This window comes from Pseudomonas hamedanensis, assembly GCF_014268595.2.
In the GTDB taxonomy this organism is placed as follows: Bacteria; Pseudomonadota; Gammaproteobacteria; order Pseudomonadales; family Pseudomonadaceae; genus Aquipseudomonas; species Aquipseudomonas hamedanensis.
The window spans coordinates 3468399-3486893 of record NZ_CP077091.1; the positions used below are offsets into that span (position 1 = coordinate 3468399).

Annotated in this window: 15 protein-coding genes; 9 read left to right on the forward strand and 6 right to left on the reverse strand. The window is 60.9% G+C overall.

Annotated elements, in window-relative coordinates:
- Window positions 1–65 precede the first annotated feature (65 nt).
- Entirely contained in the window at window positions 66–608 is a 543-nt protein-coding gene (gene orn, locus HU739_RS14985) for an oligoribonuclease (protein WP_186547680.1), read from the reverse strand.
- A 107-nt stretch (window positions 609–715) separates the two neighbouring features.
- On the opposite strand from orn, the gene rsgA reads away from it, so the two are divergent.
- From rsgA to HU739_RS15005, 4 genes are all read left to right on the forward strand, one after another.
- Window positions 716–1747: a small ribosomal subunit biogenesis GTPase RsgA gene (gene rsgA / locus HU739_RS14990; RefSeq protein ID WP_186547682.1), complete on the forward strand. Its 1032-nt coding sequence runs from the start codon at window positions 716–718 to the stop codon at window positions 1745–1747.
- Between the two features lie 210 nt (window positions 1748–1957).
- Entirely contained in the window at window positions 1958–2365 is a 408-nt protein-coding gene (locus HU739_RS14995; RefSeq protein ID WP_186547684.1) for a TIR domain-containing protein, read from the forward strand.
- Window positions 2366–2367: 2 nt separating this feature from the next.
- Window positions 2368–3327: a caspase family protein gene (locus tag HU739_RS15000; protein ID WP_186547686.1), complete on the forward strand. Its 960-nt coding sequence runs from the start codon at window positions 2368–2370 to the stop codon at window positions 3325–3327.
- Window positions 3327–3812: a toll/interleukin-1 receptor domain-containing protein gene (locus HU739_RS15005; protein ID WP_186547688.1), complete on the forward strand. Its 486-nt coding sequence runs from the start codon at window positions 3327–3329 to the stop codon at window positions 3810–3812. Before HU739_RS15000 ends, HU739_RS15005 begins: the two co-directional genes overlap by 1 nt.
- An 84-nt stretch (window positions 3813–3896) precedes the next feature.
- Here HU739_RS15005 and motB read toward each other — a convergent pair whose 3' ends face one another.
- Together motB and motA are read right to left on the reverse strand one after the other, a co-directional pair.
- Window positions 3897–4937 carry a flagellar motor protein MotB gene (gene motB, locus HU739_RS15010; protein ID WP_186547690.1) on the reverse strand — a complete coding sequence of 347 codons (1041 nt, stop codon included), beginning with the start codon at window positions 4935–4937 and terminating at the stop codon, window positions 3897–3899.
- 3 nt (window positions 4938–4940) lie between these two features.
- A complete protein-coding gene (gene motA / locus HU739_RS15015; RefSeq protein WP_186547692.1) occupies window positions 4941–5792 on the reverse strand; it encodes a flagellar motor stator protein MotA in 852 nt (283 codons plus the stop codon).
- A gap of 166 nt (window positions 5793–5958) precedes the next feature.
- Here motA and HU739_RS15020 point away from each other — a divergent pair, with 166 nt between their 5' ends.
- The 4 genes from HU739_RS15020 (at window position 5959) to HU739_RS15035 (ending at window position 11048) form a co-directional block, all read left to right on the forward strand.
- Window positions 5959–7497 carry an HDOD domain-containing protein gene (locus HU739_RS15020; protein WP_186547694.1) on the forward strand — a complete coding sequence of 513 codons (1539 nt, stop codon included), beginning with the start codon at window positions 5959–5961 and terminating at the stop codon, window positions 7495–7497.
- A gap of 42 nt (window positions 7498–7539) precedes the next feature.
- The gene (gene rhdA, locus HU739_RS15025) at window positions 7540–8373 is read left to right on the forward strand and encodes a thiosulfate sulfurtransferase (RefSeq protein ID WP_186547696.1); all 834 of its coding nucleotides are present in this window, start codon (window positions 7540–7542) and stop codon (window positions 8371–8373) included.
- Window positions 8373–9233, forward strand: a complete 861-nt coding sequence (gene asd, locus HU739_RS15030) for an archaetidylserine decarboxylase (protein WP_186547698.1) — start codon at window positions 8373–8375, stop codon at window positions 9231–9233. The genes rhdA and asd overlap by 1 nt, the downstream gene beginning before the upstream one ends.
- Window positions 9234–9299: 66 nt before the next feature.
- Window positions 9300–11048 (forward strand): molecular chaperone, encoded by a 1749-nt coding sequence (locus tag HU739_RS15035; protein ID WP_186547700.1) that lies wholly within the window; start codon window positions 9300–9302, stop codon window positions 11046–11048.
- Between the two features lie 103 nt (window positions 11049–11151).
- Here the strand turns inward: HU739_RS15035 and serB are convergent, their stop codons facing one another.
- Window positions 11152–12366 carry a phosphoserine phosphatase SerB gene (gene serB, locus HU739_RS15040; protein ID WP_186547702.1) on the reverse strand — a complete coding sequence of 405 codons (1215 nt, stop codon included), beginning with the start codon at window positions 12364–12366 and terminating at the stop codon, window positions 11152–11154.
- A 134-nt stretch (window positions 12367–12500) separates the two neighbouring features.
- On the opposite strand from serB, the gene HU739_RS15045 reads away from it, so the two are divergent.
- The gene (locus tag HU739_RS15045; RefSeq protein ID WP_186547704.1) at window positions 12501–14000 is read left to right on the forward strand and encodes an AhpA/YtjB family protein; all 1500 of its coding nucleotides are present in this window, start codon (window positions 12501–12503) and stop codon (window positions 13998–14000) included.
- A gap of 1334 nt (window positions 14001–15334) precedes the next feature.
- Here the strand turns inward: HU739_RS15045 and HU739_RS15050 are convergent.
- Window positions 15335–16045, reverse strand: a complete 711-nt coding sequence (locus HU739_RS15050; protein ID WP_186549367.1) for a PqiC family protein — start codon at window positions 16043–16045, stop codon at window positions 15335–15337.
- A 185-nt stretch (window positions 16046–16230) separates the two neighbouring features.
- Entirely contained in the window at window positions 16231–18495 is a 2265-nt protein-coding gene (gene parC, locus HU739_RS15055) for a DNA topoisomerase IV subunit A (protein ID WP_186549369.1), read from the reverse strand.

Here is an 18495-nt window from a genome sequence, read left to right on the forward strand (position 1 = left end):
GATTTACGACTGCTACGCAGCCGGGCGGGAGCAAGCTCCCTCGCCACAAAAAACCATCAAGCGCATCAGAACTTGATGAAATGCTTGCGATAGTGCTGCAACTCGGCGATCGATTCGCGAATGTCGTCGAGCGCCAGGTGCGTGCTGCCCTTCTTGAAGCTGTCGCGCACGTCAGGTGCCCAGCGCGCGGCCAGTTCCTTGAGCGTCGAGACATCGAGGTTGCGGTAATGGAAATAGCTTTCAAGCGCTTTCATGTGGGTATAAAGGAAGCGCCGATCCTGGCAGATGCTGTTGCCGCAGATCGGTGACTTGCCCTTCGGCACCCACTGTTCCAGAAAGGCGATGGTCTGGGCTTCGGCTTCGGCCATGCTGATACGGCTGTCACGTACACGCTGGGTCAGGCCGGAGTTGCCATGGGTGCGAGTGTTCCATTCATCCATGCGCGCGAGCACTTCGTCGCTGTGGTGAATGGCGATCACCGGACCTTCGGCCAACGTGTTGAGGTCGCTATCGGTAACGATGGTGGCCATTTCGATGATCACGTCGTTGTCCGGGTCCAGACCGGTCATTTCCAGGTCGATCCAGATCAGGTTCTGCGGGTTTTGCATATTCGGGCTCCTAGGCAATGCTGCGCAGTTTAGCCTAGGCCGGTGGCCGGGCGTGCTAAACTCGCGGCCGTTTTACCTAATCGCTGCATTCTTCAGACGGAACACCCATGGCCAAACGCCAACTCAATCGTCGCCAAAACTGGCGCATCGAAAAGATTCAAGGCGAGCGCGCCGCACGCGCTGCCAAACGCGAGTCCTCGGCGGTCGAAGCCCTCGAGGGCGGCGACCTGGGCCCGGAACAGCACGGTCTGGTGATCGCCCACTTCGGCGTGCAGGTTGAGGTCGAGGCCACCGACGGCGAACTCGCCGGACAAGTGTTCCGCTGCCATTTGCGCGCCAACCTGCCGGCGCTGGTGACGGGCGACAAAGTCGTCTGGCGTGCCGGCAACCAGGGCATCGGTGTGATCGTCGCACAACTGCCGCGCAGTACCGAACTCTGCCGCCCGGACAGCCGGGGCCAGCTCAAGCCGGTCGCGGCCAACGTTGACATGATCGTCATCGTTTTTGCGCCGCTGCCCGAGCCCCACGCCAATCTGATCGATCGCTACCTGGTCGCTGCCGAACACGCCGGCATTCGTCCGTTGCTGCTGCTGAACAAATTCGATCTGATCGACGAACACAACGCCCCGGCCCTCAACGCGCTGCTGGCGGTGTATCGCACACTGGGTTATCCGGTGTTGGAAGTCTCGGCGCATCACGGCAATGGCATGGAACAGCTGCAACAGCAGCTCGACGGACGCATCAGCGTATTCGTCGGCCAGTCCGGCGTCGGCAAGTCGTCGCTGGTCAACAGCCTGCTGCCGGACGTTGAGACCCGCGTCGGACCGTTGTCCGAACTGTCCGGTCAGGGCACGCACACCACGACCACCGCACGCCTGTTTCACTTCCCCGGCGGCGGTGAGCTGATCGACTCCCCGGGCATCCGCGAATTCGGCCTGGGCCACGTCAGCCGCGCCGACGTCGAAGCCGGCTTCATCGAGTTTGACGACCTGCTCGGCACCTGCCGTTTCCGCGACTGCAAGCACGACCGCGAGCCGGGTTGCGCGCTGCTCAAGGCGCTGGAAGACGGCCGCGTGCAACAGCAGCGAATGAACAGCTACCGCTCGATCATCGCCAGCCTGCCCGAAAACAACCATTAAACAGGCGCACCGGCGGCCCCTTCCAACGGGCTGCCGGTTGTCGGATCACACCTGACAAAACCCTGCCAAACTTAAACGTCAGATCTTTCCGAAAGACCTGCACTCGTTCGCTTGCAGGGCTTTTCTGTTTCGCCGCGCGGATCTTGTGAGCGCGCTCCAGAAGCCTACATTCGGGTCCTCCTTCGCACTTTCGCGACTTCCGAGGACCCTATGCAAACCTACCATTTGTTCATCAGCCATTCGTGGAACTACTCAGACAGCCACGACAATCTGGTCCGTCTGCTCAACGCCCATCCGACGTTCACCTACAAGAATTTTTCCGTGCCGCCGCACAACCCTATCGTCGGCGCGCGCACGGACAAGCAACTTGAAGAAGCCATCGAAAACAAGATTCGCCCCTGCTCGGCAGTGCTGATCATGGCCGGCATGTATTCGACCTACAGCAAATGGATCAACAAGGAAATCGAGATCGCCAAACGCATGGGCAAGGTGATCATCGCGATCAAGCCCTTTGGTGCCGAACGTATTTCCACGGTCGTGCGCAATGCGGCTCATGCCGAGTGCGCGTGGAACACCAACAGTATCGTCAGCGCGATCCGCCTGCACACGGCGGTGTAACCATGCGCAAGGGACTGTTTATCGGCATCAACGATTACTCGAACATTTCTGCGCTGAGCGGCTGCTGCAACGACGCCATGGCCATGGCCTCGGTGCTGAAGACCGACGCCAATGGCGACCCCAACTTCAAGAACATCGTGCTGACGTCCGCTGAAGATTATCTGAGTCGAGAGAAACTGGAGGACCAGATTCGCGAGCTGTTTTCCGGCGACTGCAACGTCGCACTGCTGTATTTCGCCGGACACGGCGGCTTCGATGCCGACACCGATGAAGGCATGCTGATCCCACAGGACTACCGCAGCGCCAAGGACGGCGTCCGTATCAGCGACGTCCTCAATTGGGCCAGCAAAGCCACGCGCATCAAAAACAAAGTGATCATTCTCGACTGCTGCCAAAGCGGCTCGGCCGGCGAGGTGCGCGCCTTGCGCAGTGAAAGCAGCACGGTCTGCGAAGGCATGACGATTCTGACCGCCTGCAAGAAAGAGCAGCCGGCGCTGGAGGGCGCGCAGCACGGCGTGTTTACCGGCCTGCTTTTGCAGGCGTTGCACGGCGGCGCCGCGAACATCCTCGGCAAGATCACTCCCGGCAGCCTGTACTCCTTCGTCGATAACGCCCTCGACGCCTGGGAACAGCGCCCGGTGTTCAAGACCAACGTTTCGCAGTTCATTTCCCTGCGTGAAGTCTCGCCGCTGATCCCCAAGGAAATCCTGCGCAAACTGCCCGACTGGTTCGCCGAGGCCGAGTCAGTCTTCGCGCTGGACCGAAGCTATGAACCTACCGAAGCGACCTTCGACCCGGCGCACGGCGAAATTTTCGCTCAGTTGCAGAAATGCAACCGCCACAGCCTGATCGAACCGGTCGACGCCGAGCACATGTACTACGCCGCGCTCAACGCCACCGGCTGCCGTCTCACCGCCCTCGGCGCCTATTACCGCGAACTCGCTCTGAAAGGACACTTCTGATGCCCGTATTTATCAGCTACCGCCACATGGATCGCGCCCATGCGATCAACATCAATACGCGCCTGACCCAAGCCAACATCAAGACGTACCTCGACGTGCTGGATCCGGAATCGCAGACCACCGACGACATCACCGGGGTGATCACCCGCAACATCACCGAATGCACGCATTTGCTGGCAGTGGTTTCAGAGAAAACGGCGTTGTCGTGGTGGGTGCCGTTTGAAATTGGTGAGGCGACCATTAGCAACCGACGGATCTGTACGTTCAAAACCGGGCCGGCTGAACTGCCGATCTATCTGGACAAGTGGCCAAAGCTGAGCACGGCCAGCGATCTGAATTTCTTTATCGAGGCGTATCGCGAGGAGGTGTCGAACAAGCGGTCGATGGCCCTGGATTCAATCAGCGAGTCGGTGAAGGGAGCTTACAAGCGCAACGCGGAGATGTTTCATGAACAGCTGAAAAACCGGATTCGCCGCGGGTTCTAGAATCTCCTCACTTTTGAAAAGCCCCGTGAGGGGTGCCCGCTGATCAGGCAAAAAAAAACCGACATCGCTGTCGGTTTTTTTTGATCACTGCTTCGGCGCTGGCGCCGCCGCGCCCGGGTCAGCAGGTTTAGGCGCGGCGTCATCGAACAGATTCAAGCGTTCACGCAACTCGTGAGCCGGCACTGGCTGCTTGTCCGCCGGCAGCGCGTTCGGGTCGACCGGAGCTGCCGGAGCAGCGCCGTTCTGACTCTGATCGGCAGGCTTCGCCGCGTCAGCACCTTGCGCACCTTCGATGGCCGCCTGGGCTTTCTTGGTCAGCACGACGATGTCGATACGGCGGTTGACCGGGTTGAACGGGTTGTCCCGGTCGAACAATGCCGACGAGGCGTAACCGACCACTCGCGCCACCTGCGCATCGGGATAACTGCCGGCGACCAAGGCACGCCGAGCGGCGTTGGCGCGGTTGGCCGACAGTTCCCAGTTGCCGTAATCGCCCGTGCCAATGTACGGCTTGGCGTCGGTGTGGCCGCTGATGCTGATCTTGTTCGGCACCGCTTTGATGGTGTCGGCCATGGCCAGCAGAATGTCTTCGAAGTACGGTTTCAGGCGTGCGGAGCCGGAGTCGAACATCGGCCGGTTTTCGGCATCCATGATCTGGATGCGCAAGCCGTTCGGCGTGATTTCGAAGAGGATCTGATCCTTGAACTTCTGCAACTGCGGGTTCTCGTCGACCTTGTTCTGCAGTTCTTGCAGCAACAACTCCAGCCGCTCCTTCTCAACCTGCTCGGCCATGCCTTCAACCTGTTCGGTATCGACCGTGACCTTGTCCGGTTGCGGCTGCGACTTCACTTCCGGGTTGAGGGTGTTTTCCGGGGCCAGGGTTGGCGTACCGCCCAGGTCGATGATATACGGCGTGCCGCTTTCGGAGAAACCGACCGGGTCCTTGAAGTAACCGGCGATGGCGATCTTCTGCTCCGGCGTCGCGGTGGAGAGCAGCCACAACACCAGAAAGAACGCCATCATCGCCGTCGCAAAGTCGGCGAAGGCGATTTTCCAGGCTCCGCCGTGGTGCCCGCCGGCAATGCGCTTGACGCGCTTGACTATGATCGGCTGATTATTTTCCATGTCTTAACGACCGCGAACCGCTTGTTCCAGCTCGGCGAAGCTCGGACGGTGGGCCGGATACAGAACCTTGCGCCCGAACTCGACCGCCAGCGACGGCGGCATGCCGGACGCCGAAGCCACCAGCGAGGCCTTGATGGCTTCGTAGACGTTGAGTTCTTCCTTGGCATCGTGGGCCAGGGAGTGCGCCAGCGGGCCGAAGAAACCGTACGCCGCGAGAATACCGAAGAACGTACCGACCAGTGCCGCACCGACGTGCAGACCAATCGACGCTTGGTCACCTTCGCCCAGCGATGCCATGGTCACCACGATACCGAGTACCGCCGCGACGATACCGAAACCGGGCATGCCGTCAGCGATACCGTTGACCGCGTGCGATGGGTGTTCGAGGTCTTCCTTCAGGCTGTACAACTCCATGTCGAACAGGCCTTCGAGTTCGTGCGGAGCCATGTTGCCGGAGGACATGATGCGCAGGTAATCGCAGACGAACGCGGTCATGCGTTCATCCTTGAGCACCGCCGGGTACTTGGCGAAGATCGGGCTCGCGGCGGCATCTTCGATGTCGCCTTCGATAGCCATCATGCCTTCGCGGCGGCTCTTGTTGAGGATCTCGTAGATCAGGCCGAGCACTTCCAGGTAGAAGGTGTGGCTGAAGCGCGAGCTGAACATGCTCAGGGATTTCTTGAGCACGTGCATCGTCATATAACCAGGGTTGGCCTGGAGGAACGCGCCAAGGGCCGCACCGCCGATGATCAACACCTCGAAGGGCTGGATCAGGGCGGCAATCTTGCCGTGGGAGAGCACGTATCCGCCGAGCACGCTCGCGAATACGACGATGATGCCGATAATTTTAGCCATAGGTAGAAGGTACTTACTTAAGTCGGGTTCAAGGTCATATTCGGAAGTTAAAAAATCTCTTCTTCTACTTATCGGCAAAACTGCGCCAGACTATAGCCAGTTCAGGCGAAAAGCCAATTTAGCCCATGCCGGGCGCGTCTACAGTCAGTGAAGATCTCGTCCAGACATGGCTAATGAAACGAACGTCCCATCCGCAATTCCGACCACCATCGCCGGCTGGGTCAAGCTGCTCGACAGCGTCCCCCTGCCCGTGCCGCAAGAGGCACACGACAAAGTCTGCCGGGCGATCCGTGACAATCGCAGCTCGCTGCGCGACATCGCCGACCTGATGCAGGACAGCCCCGCGCTGGCCTTGAGCATCATCCGTGAGGCGAATCGTCACACCCACGGCGCCATGGCTGCGCCGGCGGAAAACCTTGAGGTCGCGATCAATCGCCTGGGCCTGGCCCGCACCGAAGAACTGCTGGCGCGCCTGCCCGCCGCACCGCACATGCAGATCCCCAAGGCCCTGCGCCAGCTGCAAATGATCAGCCAGCACGCGACGCAACAGGCCAACGGTTTTTTCGCCAGTCGCCTGGCGCGGCTGTGGCAGGACATCCATTGGGGCAGCCTGCTGTTTCTTTCGCCGTTGTGGCCGCTGGCGCTGACCTTTCCCCGGCTGCTCGAAGAATGGGAACTGCGGGTTATCCACAAGGGTGAACCGGCACAGGCCGTCGAGAAGCAACTGTTCGGCGTGCGCCTGCTGAGCATCGCGGCGGCGCTGGTGGAAGCTTGGCACCTGCCGATCTGGGTTCAGCAAGGCTACAAATTGCTGCTTGGTGAGCAGCGCGAGCTGGTCAAAGTGCTGCGCATTGCCCGCGACAGCGAGCATCCGCTGCGCCAGCAAAATCGCCTCGACGAAGACCCGACCCTGCGTCGCTGGCTCAATCAGCCGGCCAATACCGTGCTGCTGGCAAACGGCCTGGCACTGTCGGCGCAACAGGCCTGGGACTGTCCGCACAGCGCGCGCTGGCAATACCTGACCAGCCTTTATTTGCAGATGCCGATGGACGAGGTGCAGCAACAACTGCACCAGCAGGCCGCGAACAGTGCCCGTCATCACGCCATGCCCGATCTCTGGCATCCAGCGGTAGCGCTGCTGTGGCCGTGGGGCACCCGGCGCTTGCCCGCCGGAATGTTACCGGCGGCAGCGCCGAACGCCGAAGACTTGGGCCAGTGGCGTCGGCAATGCGCCGAACTGCTGGCCGAACCCAGCCGTTTCACCAACGCCATGAGCCTGACCGTCGCCGCACGTGACGCACTGGTGGCCAGCGGCATGCGCCGGGTGATGGTGCTGATGGCTGATCGCACCCATTCGACGCTGCGCGTGCAGCAGGCCGCCGGCCTGCCAAAAGAAGCCGCGGCGCTGAGTTTTATCGTCAGCCAAAGCAAGGTCCTGCAACGCCTGCTCGCCCAGCAGGCGCAAGTGCGGATCACCCCTGAGAACAACGCGCAGTTTTCCGCGCTGCTGCCGCCGAGCCTGCGCACGCTGTTTCGTGGCGAGCATCTGTTTCTGCGTTCGCTGGTCAACAACGGTCGGGTGATCCTGATCGTTGTCGCCGATCAGGATGGCGGGCCGTTCGCCGAGATCACCGTGCAAGCCTTCGGCAAAACCGCGCAGTGCATCGAAAAAGCCCTGCACAGCTTTAGCAGCCGTGGCCGATGAGGCTGCGCTACAATCCTCCCCTTTGTGCTCTGGAGACCTCACATGTCTGACTTCTCTGGCTTGCCGCTCGTCATCGAGCCGAGCGACCTGCTCCCGCGTCTCGAGTCTGACGACCTGATTCTGGTGGACCTGACCAGCGCAGCCCGCTATAGCGAAGGTCATTTGCCCGGCGCACGCTTTGTCGACCCGAAACGTACCCAGCTCGGCCAGCCGCCGGCGCCGGGGCTGCTGCCGGCCAAAGCCGATCTGGAAGCGCTGTTCGGCGAGCTGGGCCATCGCCAGGACGCGGTCTACGTGGTGTATGACGACGAGGGCGGCGGCTGGGCCGGACGCTTTATCTGGCTGCTCGACGTGATCGGTCACGACAACTACCACTATCTGGACGGTGGCCTGCCGGCATGGCTGGCCGCAGGCATGCCGATGTCGATCCAGGTGCCGGCGGCCGTTGGCGGCCCGGTATCGCTGACGCTGCACGATGAGCCGACCGCCACCCGCGAATACTTGCAAAGCCGTCTCGGCGCCGCCGATCTGGCGATCTGGGACGCGCGCGGGCCGCTGGAATATTCCGGTGAGAAGGTCCTCGCTGCCAAGGGCGGACATATCCCCGGCGCGGTCAATTTCGAATGGACTGCTGGGATGGACCAGACCCATCAGCTACGCATTCGCAAGGACATGCCACAGATCCTCGAACAGCTCGGGATCACCAAGGACAAGGAAATCATTACCCACTGCCAGACCCATCACCGGTCGGGCTTCACTTATCTGGTGGCCAAATCCCTCGGGTATCCGCGGGTCAAGGGCTACGCCGGTTCATGGGGCGAATGGGGCAACCACCCCGACACGCCTGTCGAGATTCAAGCTTCCAAGGACAACTAATGAAAGAGCGTCTGTTTATCCTCAGCCAGTACCTGCTGCCGCACCACCTGCTGTCGCGTCTGGCCGGCTGCATTGCCGAGTGCCGCGTGCGCTGGTTCAAAAATGCCTTCACCCAATGGTTCGCCAAGCGCTATCAGGTGGACATGTCCCAGGCGCTGGTCGAAGACCTGACCGCCTACGAGCACTTCAACGCCTTCTTCACCCGCGCGTTGAAAGACGGCGCGCGTCCACTGGACGAAACCCCAGGCGCGATTCTCAGCCCGGCCGACGGTGCGGTCAGCCAGCTCGGTCCGATCGAACACGGTCGCGTATTCCAGGCCAAGGGCCACAGCTTCAGCGTGCTGGAGCTGCTCGGTGGTGATGCGGCCAACGCCGCGCCGTTCATGGGCGGCGACTTCGCCACCATTTACCTGTCGCCGAAGGATTACCACCGCGTGCACATGCCGCTGGCCGGCACCTTGCGCGAAATGGTCTACATCCCGGGGCGGATTTTCTCGGTCAACCAGACCACCGCCGAAAACGTCCCGGAACTGTTCGCCCGCAACGAGCGTGTGGCGTGCATCTTCGACACCGAGCGCGGGCCGATGGCTGTGGTGCTGGTCGGCGCGATGATCGTCGCTTCGATCGAAACCGTATGGGCCGGTCTGGTCACGCCACCCAAGCGCGAACTGAAAACCTTCCGCTACGACGAAGCCGCCCGCGCACCGATTCATCTGGAAAAAGGTGCTGAACTGGGGCGCTTCAAGCTGGGTTCGACGGCGATCGTACTGTTCGGCCCGGATCAGGTGCAGTGGGCTGAAGGGCTGGTGGCTGGTTCGCCGGTGCAGATGGGCCAGGGTCTGGCACTGCCAAAAGTGTGACAACCTTTGCGGAAGCAGCCAGCGCTGCTTCCGCAAAGTGCTGTATTTGCTGCTATGGTTTTTGGCATGAGCCAGACCATATCCTCCCCCCAGTTGCGTGCTCCTACTCCTACCCAATCGCGTCTGTCGTTTTGCGACGCCAGCCCGCGCGACCTCAAGCGCTGGATCGCCGGCCTGCCCAAGGCCAACATCGGCGAAACCGCCCGCCTGCTCTATCAAGGCCTGGGCGAACTCAACGTTTTGCTAACGCCCAGCGATAATCGTCTGCAACTGCTGGAGCTGTTGCGGCCCGAGGTGTATTTCGTCTGCCAGCATCTGGAACGGCACTTTCTGCACCAGGCGATCATGCTCGATGAGCGCTCGCGCAAGGTCAGCAACCTGTGTCAGGCACTGCAAGGCCATCTGGCGATCGGCTACAAACAGATCGTCCTGCGCATCGCGCCCAAGTACAGCAAGGACCGCGCGGCACTGGTCAGCACCGCGCTGCAACGCGCCGCTCATGCGCTCAAGGGACAATTGGTGCGCGCCACGCAGTTGTACAGCTCACCGCCTGAACAGGTGTGGTTCGAACTGCATCAGCTGTATCGCAGCGCCACTGAATTGCAGTTGCAACAGCGCCCGGTGCGCGATGACCTGGCCTTTCTGACCAGCGAACTGAGCGTCGAACAGACCTACGTCGCCGCCCTGCTGCTGGGCAGCGCCCGCTGCAACCAGCTGCGTCAGAGCCAGATTGCCCGGCTTGCCGAGGTAATCGAGCCATGGAGCGCCCTGCTCAAGCTGCATCCGGGCCGCGCCGACGGCGGTTTGTTTGCGATCAGCCCGGACCTCGACGTCGGTCCGCGCTACCGGAAGATGTTTCGCAGCGAACAACAGAGCGCATTGCTGGGCTTCGACCCGCAACCGCTGGTCCAGCAGCTCGAAACGCACTTGCTGCACCAGCCGACCTCGCCGCCCTTGCCCATCTCCGCCGGCCTGAGCGTCGACACCCTGCAACATCTGCACGCCACCTGGGGACAGACTACCGAACGCAGCTTTCAGCGCATTGCCGGTCAAGGCGACTTGACAGTGTGCGTCGGCATGAGTGCGTTGCATTTCTATCTCGCTGGCGAGCGTACCTTCAGCGAACTGCTCAAACACCCCGGCGCCCGTGCGGCGAATTTCAGCAGCGTGGTAGCCAAGGGTGGAAAGGACAGCTGGAGCCAAGCGTTCGACGCGGCACCGCAAGGCAACGACGAGCTGCTGCCGTACGAGGAAATCCAATACGACCAATTGGCCGAAGACGAAAGCCCAGGCCATGCCCCGAACTATCCAACCTACGCCTTGCCCGTAATCAACCACAGCCCCGGCGGTTATTGCCTGGCCTGGCCAAGCGAGGTGCCGGCCGAATTGCAGGCCGGGGAAATGCTCGGCATTCAGGACAGCGAGAGCAAGGGCTGGAGCATTGCGGTGATTCGCTGGATTCGTCAGGTGCGCGGCAGCGGTACGCAGATGGGCATTGAACTGGTTGCGCCACACGCCCAACCCTGTGGACTGCAACTGGTGCGTACGAAGGACGATCACAGTCAGTACTTGCGCGGTTTATTGCTGCCGGAAATCAGCGCGATCGATGTGCCGGCGACGGTGCTCGCGCCGCGCCTGCCGTTTCAGGAGGGCAACAAGGTGGTCATCAACACACAAGGCGAAGAACACCGCGCCGGACTGGATCGGCGGGTGGCGAGTACGCACAGTTTCAATCAGTTTGCTTATCGTTCGCTGGAGGCTGCGCAAAATGCCGGGGGGGAGGAAGATTTTGATTCGTTGTGGAAATCGCTCTAGACCGAGGTGCGGCCTTCGCGAGCAGGCTCGCTCCCACAGGGGAATGAGGTCTCCTGTGGGAGCGAGCCTGCTCGCGAAATGGCCGGATCAATCGATAGAAGACTTAGAGCTGACCGTCGCGATCGCGCAAGCCCAGCAGATACAACACTCCATCCAGCCCCAACGTTGAGATCGCCTGCTTCGCCGACTGCTTGACCAGCGGCTTGGCGCGAAACGCTACGCCCAGCCCGGCAATCGCCAGCATCGGCAGATCATTCGCGCCGTCGCCGACGGCAATGGTCTGCTCCAGACGCAACCCTTCCTTGTGCGCCAGTTCCCTGAGCAGATCGGCCTTGCGCTGTGCATCGACAATCGGCTCGATCGCCACGCCAGTGCACTTGCCATCGACCACTTCCAGCTCGTTGGCGAACACGTAGTCGATACCCAGCCTGGCTTGCAGTTGCTTGGCGAAATAAGTGAAGCCGCCGGACAGGATCGCGGTTTTGTAGCCCAGGCGCTTGAGTTCGGCGAACAGGGTTTCGGCGCCTTCAGTCAAGCGCAGCGAGGCGCCGATCGAGTCGAGCACGCTGACGTCCAGACCTTTGAGCAAGGCCAGGCGCTCTTTGAAACTGGCGCGAAAATCCAGCTCGCCGGCCATGGCCCGCTCGGTGATTTCCGAGACCCGATCACCGACGCCGGCGGCCTTGGCTAGTTCGTCAATCACTTCCGCCTCGATCAGGGTCGAGTCCATGTCGAACACTGCCAGACGCCGGTTACGGCGAAACAGCGAATCTTCCTGGAAGGCGATATCGACATTCAACGCCTGCGCGACGCTGAGGAATTCGGCGCGCAGTGCTTGCGGGTCAGCCGCTTCGCCACGCACGGAAAACTCGATGCAGCCTTTGCCCTTGTCAGCCGGCGTGTCCAGCGGCATACGTCCCGACAGACGGTCGATATGATCGATGTTCAAACCGTATTTGGCAGTGATCGCACTGACTGCCTGCAATTGGCCGGCGGTCACTTTGCGCGTCAGCAGGGTGACGATATGACGTTTCTTGCCCTGATTGCCCACCCATTGCTGGTAATCTTCTTCGGACACCGGGGTGAAGCGCACTTGCTGATCCAGTTCGTAGCCCTTGAACAGAATGTCCTTGAGCACCGACTTGCCCTGCTCGGAATCGGGGATTTCAACCAGAATGCCGAACGACAGGGTGTCGTGGATCACCGCCTGACCGATGTCGAGAATGTTCACACCACCTTGTGCCAGGACACCCGTAATGGCCGCTGTCAGACCCGGACGGTCGACTCCCGTGATGTTAATCAGGACGATTTCGCGCAACGCGCACCCCCGCAGCTGGAAAAAAACCGCATTCTACCCACTTTCAGTGACCATCGGGCACCGCGAGCGCTTTGCCGGTCTAGGGCCTGTCGCTATACTGCGCGTCAACTTCACGGACAAAGAGCCGAGCTCAAGTGAACCGGCCCACGCCAGTTAAAACCGATAACTTCTTCCTGCTGATCTTCCGTGCACTGCGCCACCGCCGTGTGCCGATTGCATTGCGCATTGCCAGCCACAACGTGATCCTGGTCGCTCTGGCCCTGGTGATCTATGCCGGGGTGATGGGTCTGCAATTCAAGCAGGCCATGCACGAGCAGGCCGATGCGCTGGGCGAGAGCCTGACCACGCAGACGGCGACATCCGCCACCGAACTGCTGGTGTCCAACGACATCCTCAGCCTCAACGTGCTGCTCAACAACCTGACCAAGAACAAACTGGTGGCCCACGCGGCGATCTACAGCGTGGACAACCGTATCCTCGCCGAGTCCGGTCAGCGCCCCAAGCACAGCCTGTTGGGCGAAGCCGAGGGTATGTACGAGAGCAAGATCACGTTCCAGGACGTGACCGCCGGCCAACTGCGTATCAGCCTGGACATGGATCAGTTCCAGCAGCCGATGACCATCAGCCTGCAGAGCATGGGCATCCTCAGTGCAATCCTGCTTGCGCTTTCGCTGGCCTTGAGCCTGCGTATGGGCCGCTATCTGTCCACGCCACTGCTGCAATTACGCGTGTGGCTGCGCCGGATCGACGAGCACACGCCGGGCATTGATCGTCAGGATGAAATCGGCGATCTGGCGCGCCAGCTGCACGCCAGCTACGCCCCGGAACCAGCCCCTGAGCCGGAACCTGAATTCGAAGATGAAGACGAGCCGGAATTCGAGGTGCGTAACCTGCGCGATCCGAGTTTTGACGAAACCCGTCCGTTGGCCGCACAGAAACCGGCACCGCGGCGCCTGGTCAGCACGGTTGAGGATGATGACGATGACGCCTTCGCCGACCTGCGCGACGAATCGCTCAACGGCGCCGCGCAACCGCTCACTCGCAAACCGACCCCGAACGTGCCGCAGCACACCGCCGTGCTGGCTGTGCAACTAGGTTCCCAGGAGCAATTGCGCCGCCTGCCCCGGGCACGCCTGGAAGAGTTGCAGGAGCGCTATCGCGACTGCCTCGAACAAGCCGCCTCGCTGTATCAGGGCGAAATCGAGACCCTGAACGATGGCAGCACGCTGATGCTGTTCCACACCGAAGACAGCGGCGACGATTACCTGACCAATGCGATCTGCTGCGGTGAACTGCTGCGTGCGTTGGGTCATCAATTGCAGATCGAAGTCGCCGACAGCGGCATCACCTTGCAATTGCAATTGGGCCTGACCCTGGGCGATGAGTTGTTCGGCCTGAGCCAGATCGACCTGCTGCTGACCGACTCGGCACAGGATGCCCTGGCCTTGTCGCAGCACAGCCGCAACCTCCTGCTGGTAGAACGCAAGATCAGCGATGACGTGCTGATCCGTCAGCGCGCGCGGATCCGCCCGATTGCCAGCCCTGAGGGCGCTTGCTGCGTCGAGCGCTTGATGGAGCCTTATCCCTCGATGCTGGAACGGCAACTGGCGCGGATGCATGAGCGCCGGGCGTAAATCTTAAGCCCGATGCACCAAAGCCCGCCGACACGAGTTTGTCTGCGGGCTTTTTGTTGCCTGACACTGCGCCTTCGCGGGCAAGCCCGCTCCCACAGGGTTTTGCATTCACTCACACATCTGCTGTTCAGCGCAGATCCACTGTGGGGAGAGAGCTTGCTCGCGAAGCGGCCTTTACATTCCAACATCTCTGTTGTCTGACACTGAGCTATCGCGAGCAGGCTCACTCCTACAGGTTTTTTGCATTCACTCACACATCTGCTGTTCAGCGCAGATCCACTGTGGGGAGAGAGCTTGCTCGCGAAGGGGCCTTTACATTCAACATCTCTGTTGTCTGACACTGAGCTATCGCGAGCAGGCTCACTCCTACAGGGTTTTGCATTCACTCAGATATCTGCGGCCCAGCGCAGATCCACTGTGGGAGCGGGCTTGCTCACGAAGGGGCCTTTACATTCAACATCTCTGTTGTTTGACACTGAGCTATCGCGAGCAGGCTCACTCCTACAGGGTTTTGCATTCACTCAGATATCTGCGGCCCAGCGCAAATCCACTGTGGGAGCGAGCTTGCTCGCGAAAGGGCCGGCACATCCAGCATCAGTGTCGCCTGACACTCCGTCTTCGCGAGCAGGCTCACTCCTACAGGGTTTTGCATTCACTCAGATATCTGCGGCCCAGCGCAGATCCACTGTGGGAGCGGGCTTGCTCACGAAGGGGCCTTTACATTCAACATCTCTGTTGTCTGACACTGAGCTATCGCGAGCAGGCTCACTCCTACAGGGTTTTGCATTCACTCAGATATCTGCGGCCCAGCGCAGATCCATTGTGGGAGCGGGCTTGCTCGCGAAGGGGCCTTTACATTCAACATCTCTGTTGTCTGACATTGAGCTATCGCGAGCAGGCTCACTCCTACAGGGTTTTGCATTCACTCAGATATCTGCGGCCCAGCGCAGATCCACTGTGGGAGCGGGCTTGCTCGCGAAGGGGCCTTTACATTCAACATCTCTGTTGTCTGACATTGAGCTATCGCGAGCAGGCTCACTCCTGCAGGGTTTTGCATTCACTCAGATATCTGCGGCCCAGCGCAGATCCATTGTGGGAGCGGGCTTGCTCGCGAAGGGGCCTTTACATTCAACATCTCTGTTGTCTGACACTGAGCTATCGCGAGCAGGCTCACTCCTACAGGTTTTGCATTCACTCACACATCTGCTGTTCAGCGCAGATCCATTGTGGGAGCGGGCTTGCTCGCGAAGGGGCCGGCGTTGACTACAAAGATCTACTGCCCCAGACACAACAAAGCCCGCACAAGGCGGGCTCTGTTCTGACGCGTTCCAGCCTTAGAAGCGAAACACTTCCATATCGGTACGAATCGGCGAAGCCATCGGAATCTTTGGCTGCTTCTCGGCGTCGGTCGCCGGCGCTGCGGGTTTTGGTGGCGCTTTGCGCGGTGCCTCGGCCACGGGTGGCTGGTTGGCCAAGGGCTTGAGCGCTACCGACAGTTGCTCGGCCAGCCGCTGCAGCAAAATCCCTTGGGCCTGCACCTGCGAAGCGGTGCTGCCGGCGTGCAGCTCCTGCAAATGAATGATGCGGTTATCACGCACCTGACCACGGCGGTCGATCAGACGCCACTGCGCATCGAGAATCGCCGGTTGTTTCTGCCCGGAATCCAGACGCGTGATGGTCAGCAACACTTGCACATCCGGGGTGAAACCAGTCGTGGCAGGTGCCAGCACCACACGCTGGCTATCCAGATGACCGGCGACCTGCCGCATCAGCAATTGATCGATATCCGACGAAAGGCTGCCCGCCCAGCGACCGTCGGTCGCCGCTTGCAGGCTGCCGTCCGGTTGGCGTTGCAGCAGCGTCTCGCGTTGCAGGTAATCGGCAACGACTACCGGCCCCAGCAAAACCGCCATGCCCGCGCTTTGCGCAGGCTGAACCGGACTTCCGCTGTCCAGCTGATACAGCGACACCGGCTGGTGAACGCTGCAACCCGCCAGGCCCAGAACGCCGGCGAGCAACAAAATAAGGGGGCGTAGAGCAGTCATCATCCCGTCCAGGTGGCCGCCACAAGGCTGACCACAGTGAAAATACTCAATAAATATGAAGAACGCTCGGCCACGCCGGCGCTTGAAAGGCCATATCATCCGTGAATATGCGTTCCGACTCCAGCGCCAAAGCGTCGATCTACGCGTTAAATCGTAGATCGACGCCTCTGGAAGGGCGTTCTCGCCTAATTGAGGTTTTCGACGAGCAGCGCATCCACCCGCTGGAAGCCCCTCGGCAGCTTGTTGCCACGTCGCCCACGCTCACCTTTGTAGTGTTCAAGGTCGTCGGCCTTCAGCGACAGGGTCCGTTTGCCAGCCTGCAACACCAGGGTGGCGCCTTCCGGCAGGACTGCGATGTCCGTGACATATTCTTCGCGGCTGGCCACGCGCTCACCGGAAATACCGATGATCTTGTTGCCTTTGCCCTTACCTAATTGTGGCAGATCGCTGATTTTGAAGATCAGCAGGCGACCTTCGGTCGTGACCGAGGCCAGCCAGTTGTGTTCGCGGTCGGCGACCGGGCGCGGCGCGATGACTTTGGCGTTGTTCGGCAAGCTCAACAGGGCCTTGCCGGCCTTGTTCTTGGCTTGCAGGTCTTCACCTTTGACCACGAAGCCGTAACCGGCATCGGAAGCGATCACGTACAGGGAATCATCTTCCGGCATCAGCACGCATTCGAAGCTCGCGCCCGGTGGCGGCGTCAGACGACCGGTCAACGGTTCGCCTTGGCCACGGGCCGACGGCAACGTGTGCGCGGCGACCGAATAACTGCGACCGGTGGAGTCGATGAATACGGCAAACTGGTTGGAGCGCCCCGCTGCCGAGGTCTTGAAGCCGTCGCCCGCCTTGTAGGAGAGGCCGGTGGCGTCGATGTCATGGCCCTTGGCCGAACGTACCCAGCCTTTTTCCGACAGCACGACGGTAACTTTCTCGTTCGGCAGCAGATCGTGCTCGGTCAATGCCTTGGCTTCGGCGCGCTCGACGATTGGCGAACGGCGGTCATCGCCATAGGTTTCGGCGTCTTTGAGCAGCTCGGTGCGCACCAGCTTCTTCAGCTTGGCTTCGCTGCCCAGCAGGGCTTGCAGCTTGGCTTGCTCCTTGAGCAGTTCGTCCTGCTCGTCGCGCAGCTTCATCTCTTCCAGTCGCGCCAACTGGCGCAGACGGGTGTCGAGGATGTAGTCGGCCTGAATCTCGCTCAGGGCGAAACGCTCGATCAACTTGGCTTTCGGGTGTTCCTCGGTACGGATGATGTGAATCACTTCATCCAGATTGAGGTAAGCGATCAGCAAACCGTCCAACAGGTGCAGACGACGCTCAACCTTATCGAGGCGGAATTGCAGGCGCCGCCGCACGGTCAGCACGCGGAATTCCAGCCATTCGACCAGCAGCGCGCGCAGGTTTTTCAGCTGCGGCTTGCCGTCCAGACCAATGATGTTGATGTTGACCCGGTAGGTCGACTCCAGCTCGGTACTGGCGAACAGATGCTGCATCAGCGCTTCGTGGTCGACGCGGCTGTTGACCGGGATGATCACGATACGGCACGGGTTTTCGTGGTCGGATTCGTCGCGCAGGTCGGCGATCTGCGGCGCCTTCGACGGTTTGGCCTGCATCAGCGCAGCGATCTGCTCCAGCACCTTGGCCCCGGAGACCTGATGCGGCAGCGCGGTGACGATGATGTCGCCGTCTTCGACGTGGTACACGGCGCGCATGCGAACCGAGCCCTTGCCGGTTTCGTACATTTTCAGCAGGTCGGCGCGCGGCGTGATGATTTCCGCTTCGGTCGGATAATCCGGGCCCTGAATGTGTTCGCAGAGCTGTTCTACCGTGGCTTTCGGCTCATCGAGCAGGCGCACGCAGGCAGTGGCGACTTCACGCAGGTTGTGCGGCGGCACGTCGGTGGCCATACCCACGGCGATGCCGGTGGTGCCGTTGAGCAGAATGTTCGGCAAACGCGCCGGTAACACCAACGGCTCCTGCAGGGTGCCGTCGAAGTTCGGGCCCCAGTCAGCCGTGCCCTGACCGAGTTCGCTGAGCAGCACTTCGGAATAACGCGACAGCCGCGCTTCGGTGTAACGCATGGCGGCGAAGGACTTCGGATCGTCCGGCGCCCCCCAGTTGCCCTGGCCATCGACCAGCGTGTAGCGATAGCTGAACGGCTGCGCCATCAGTACCATCGCCTCGTAGCACGCCGAGTCGCCGTGGGGGTGGAACTTGCCGAGCACGTCACCGACGGTACGCGCCGACTTCTTGTGCTTGGAATCGGCGTCCAGCCCCAGCTCGCTCATGGCGTAGACGATACGCCGCTGTACCGGTTTCAGGCCGTCGCCGATATGTGGCAGCGCGCGGTCCATGATCACGTACATGGAGTAGTTGAGGTAGGCACTTTCGGTGAAGTCAGCCAGCGAGCGGCGTTCTACGCCGTCCAGGCTGAGATCAAGGGGATTGCTCAT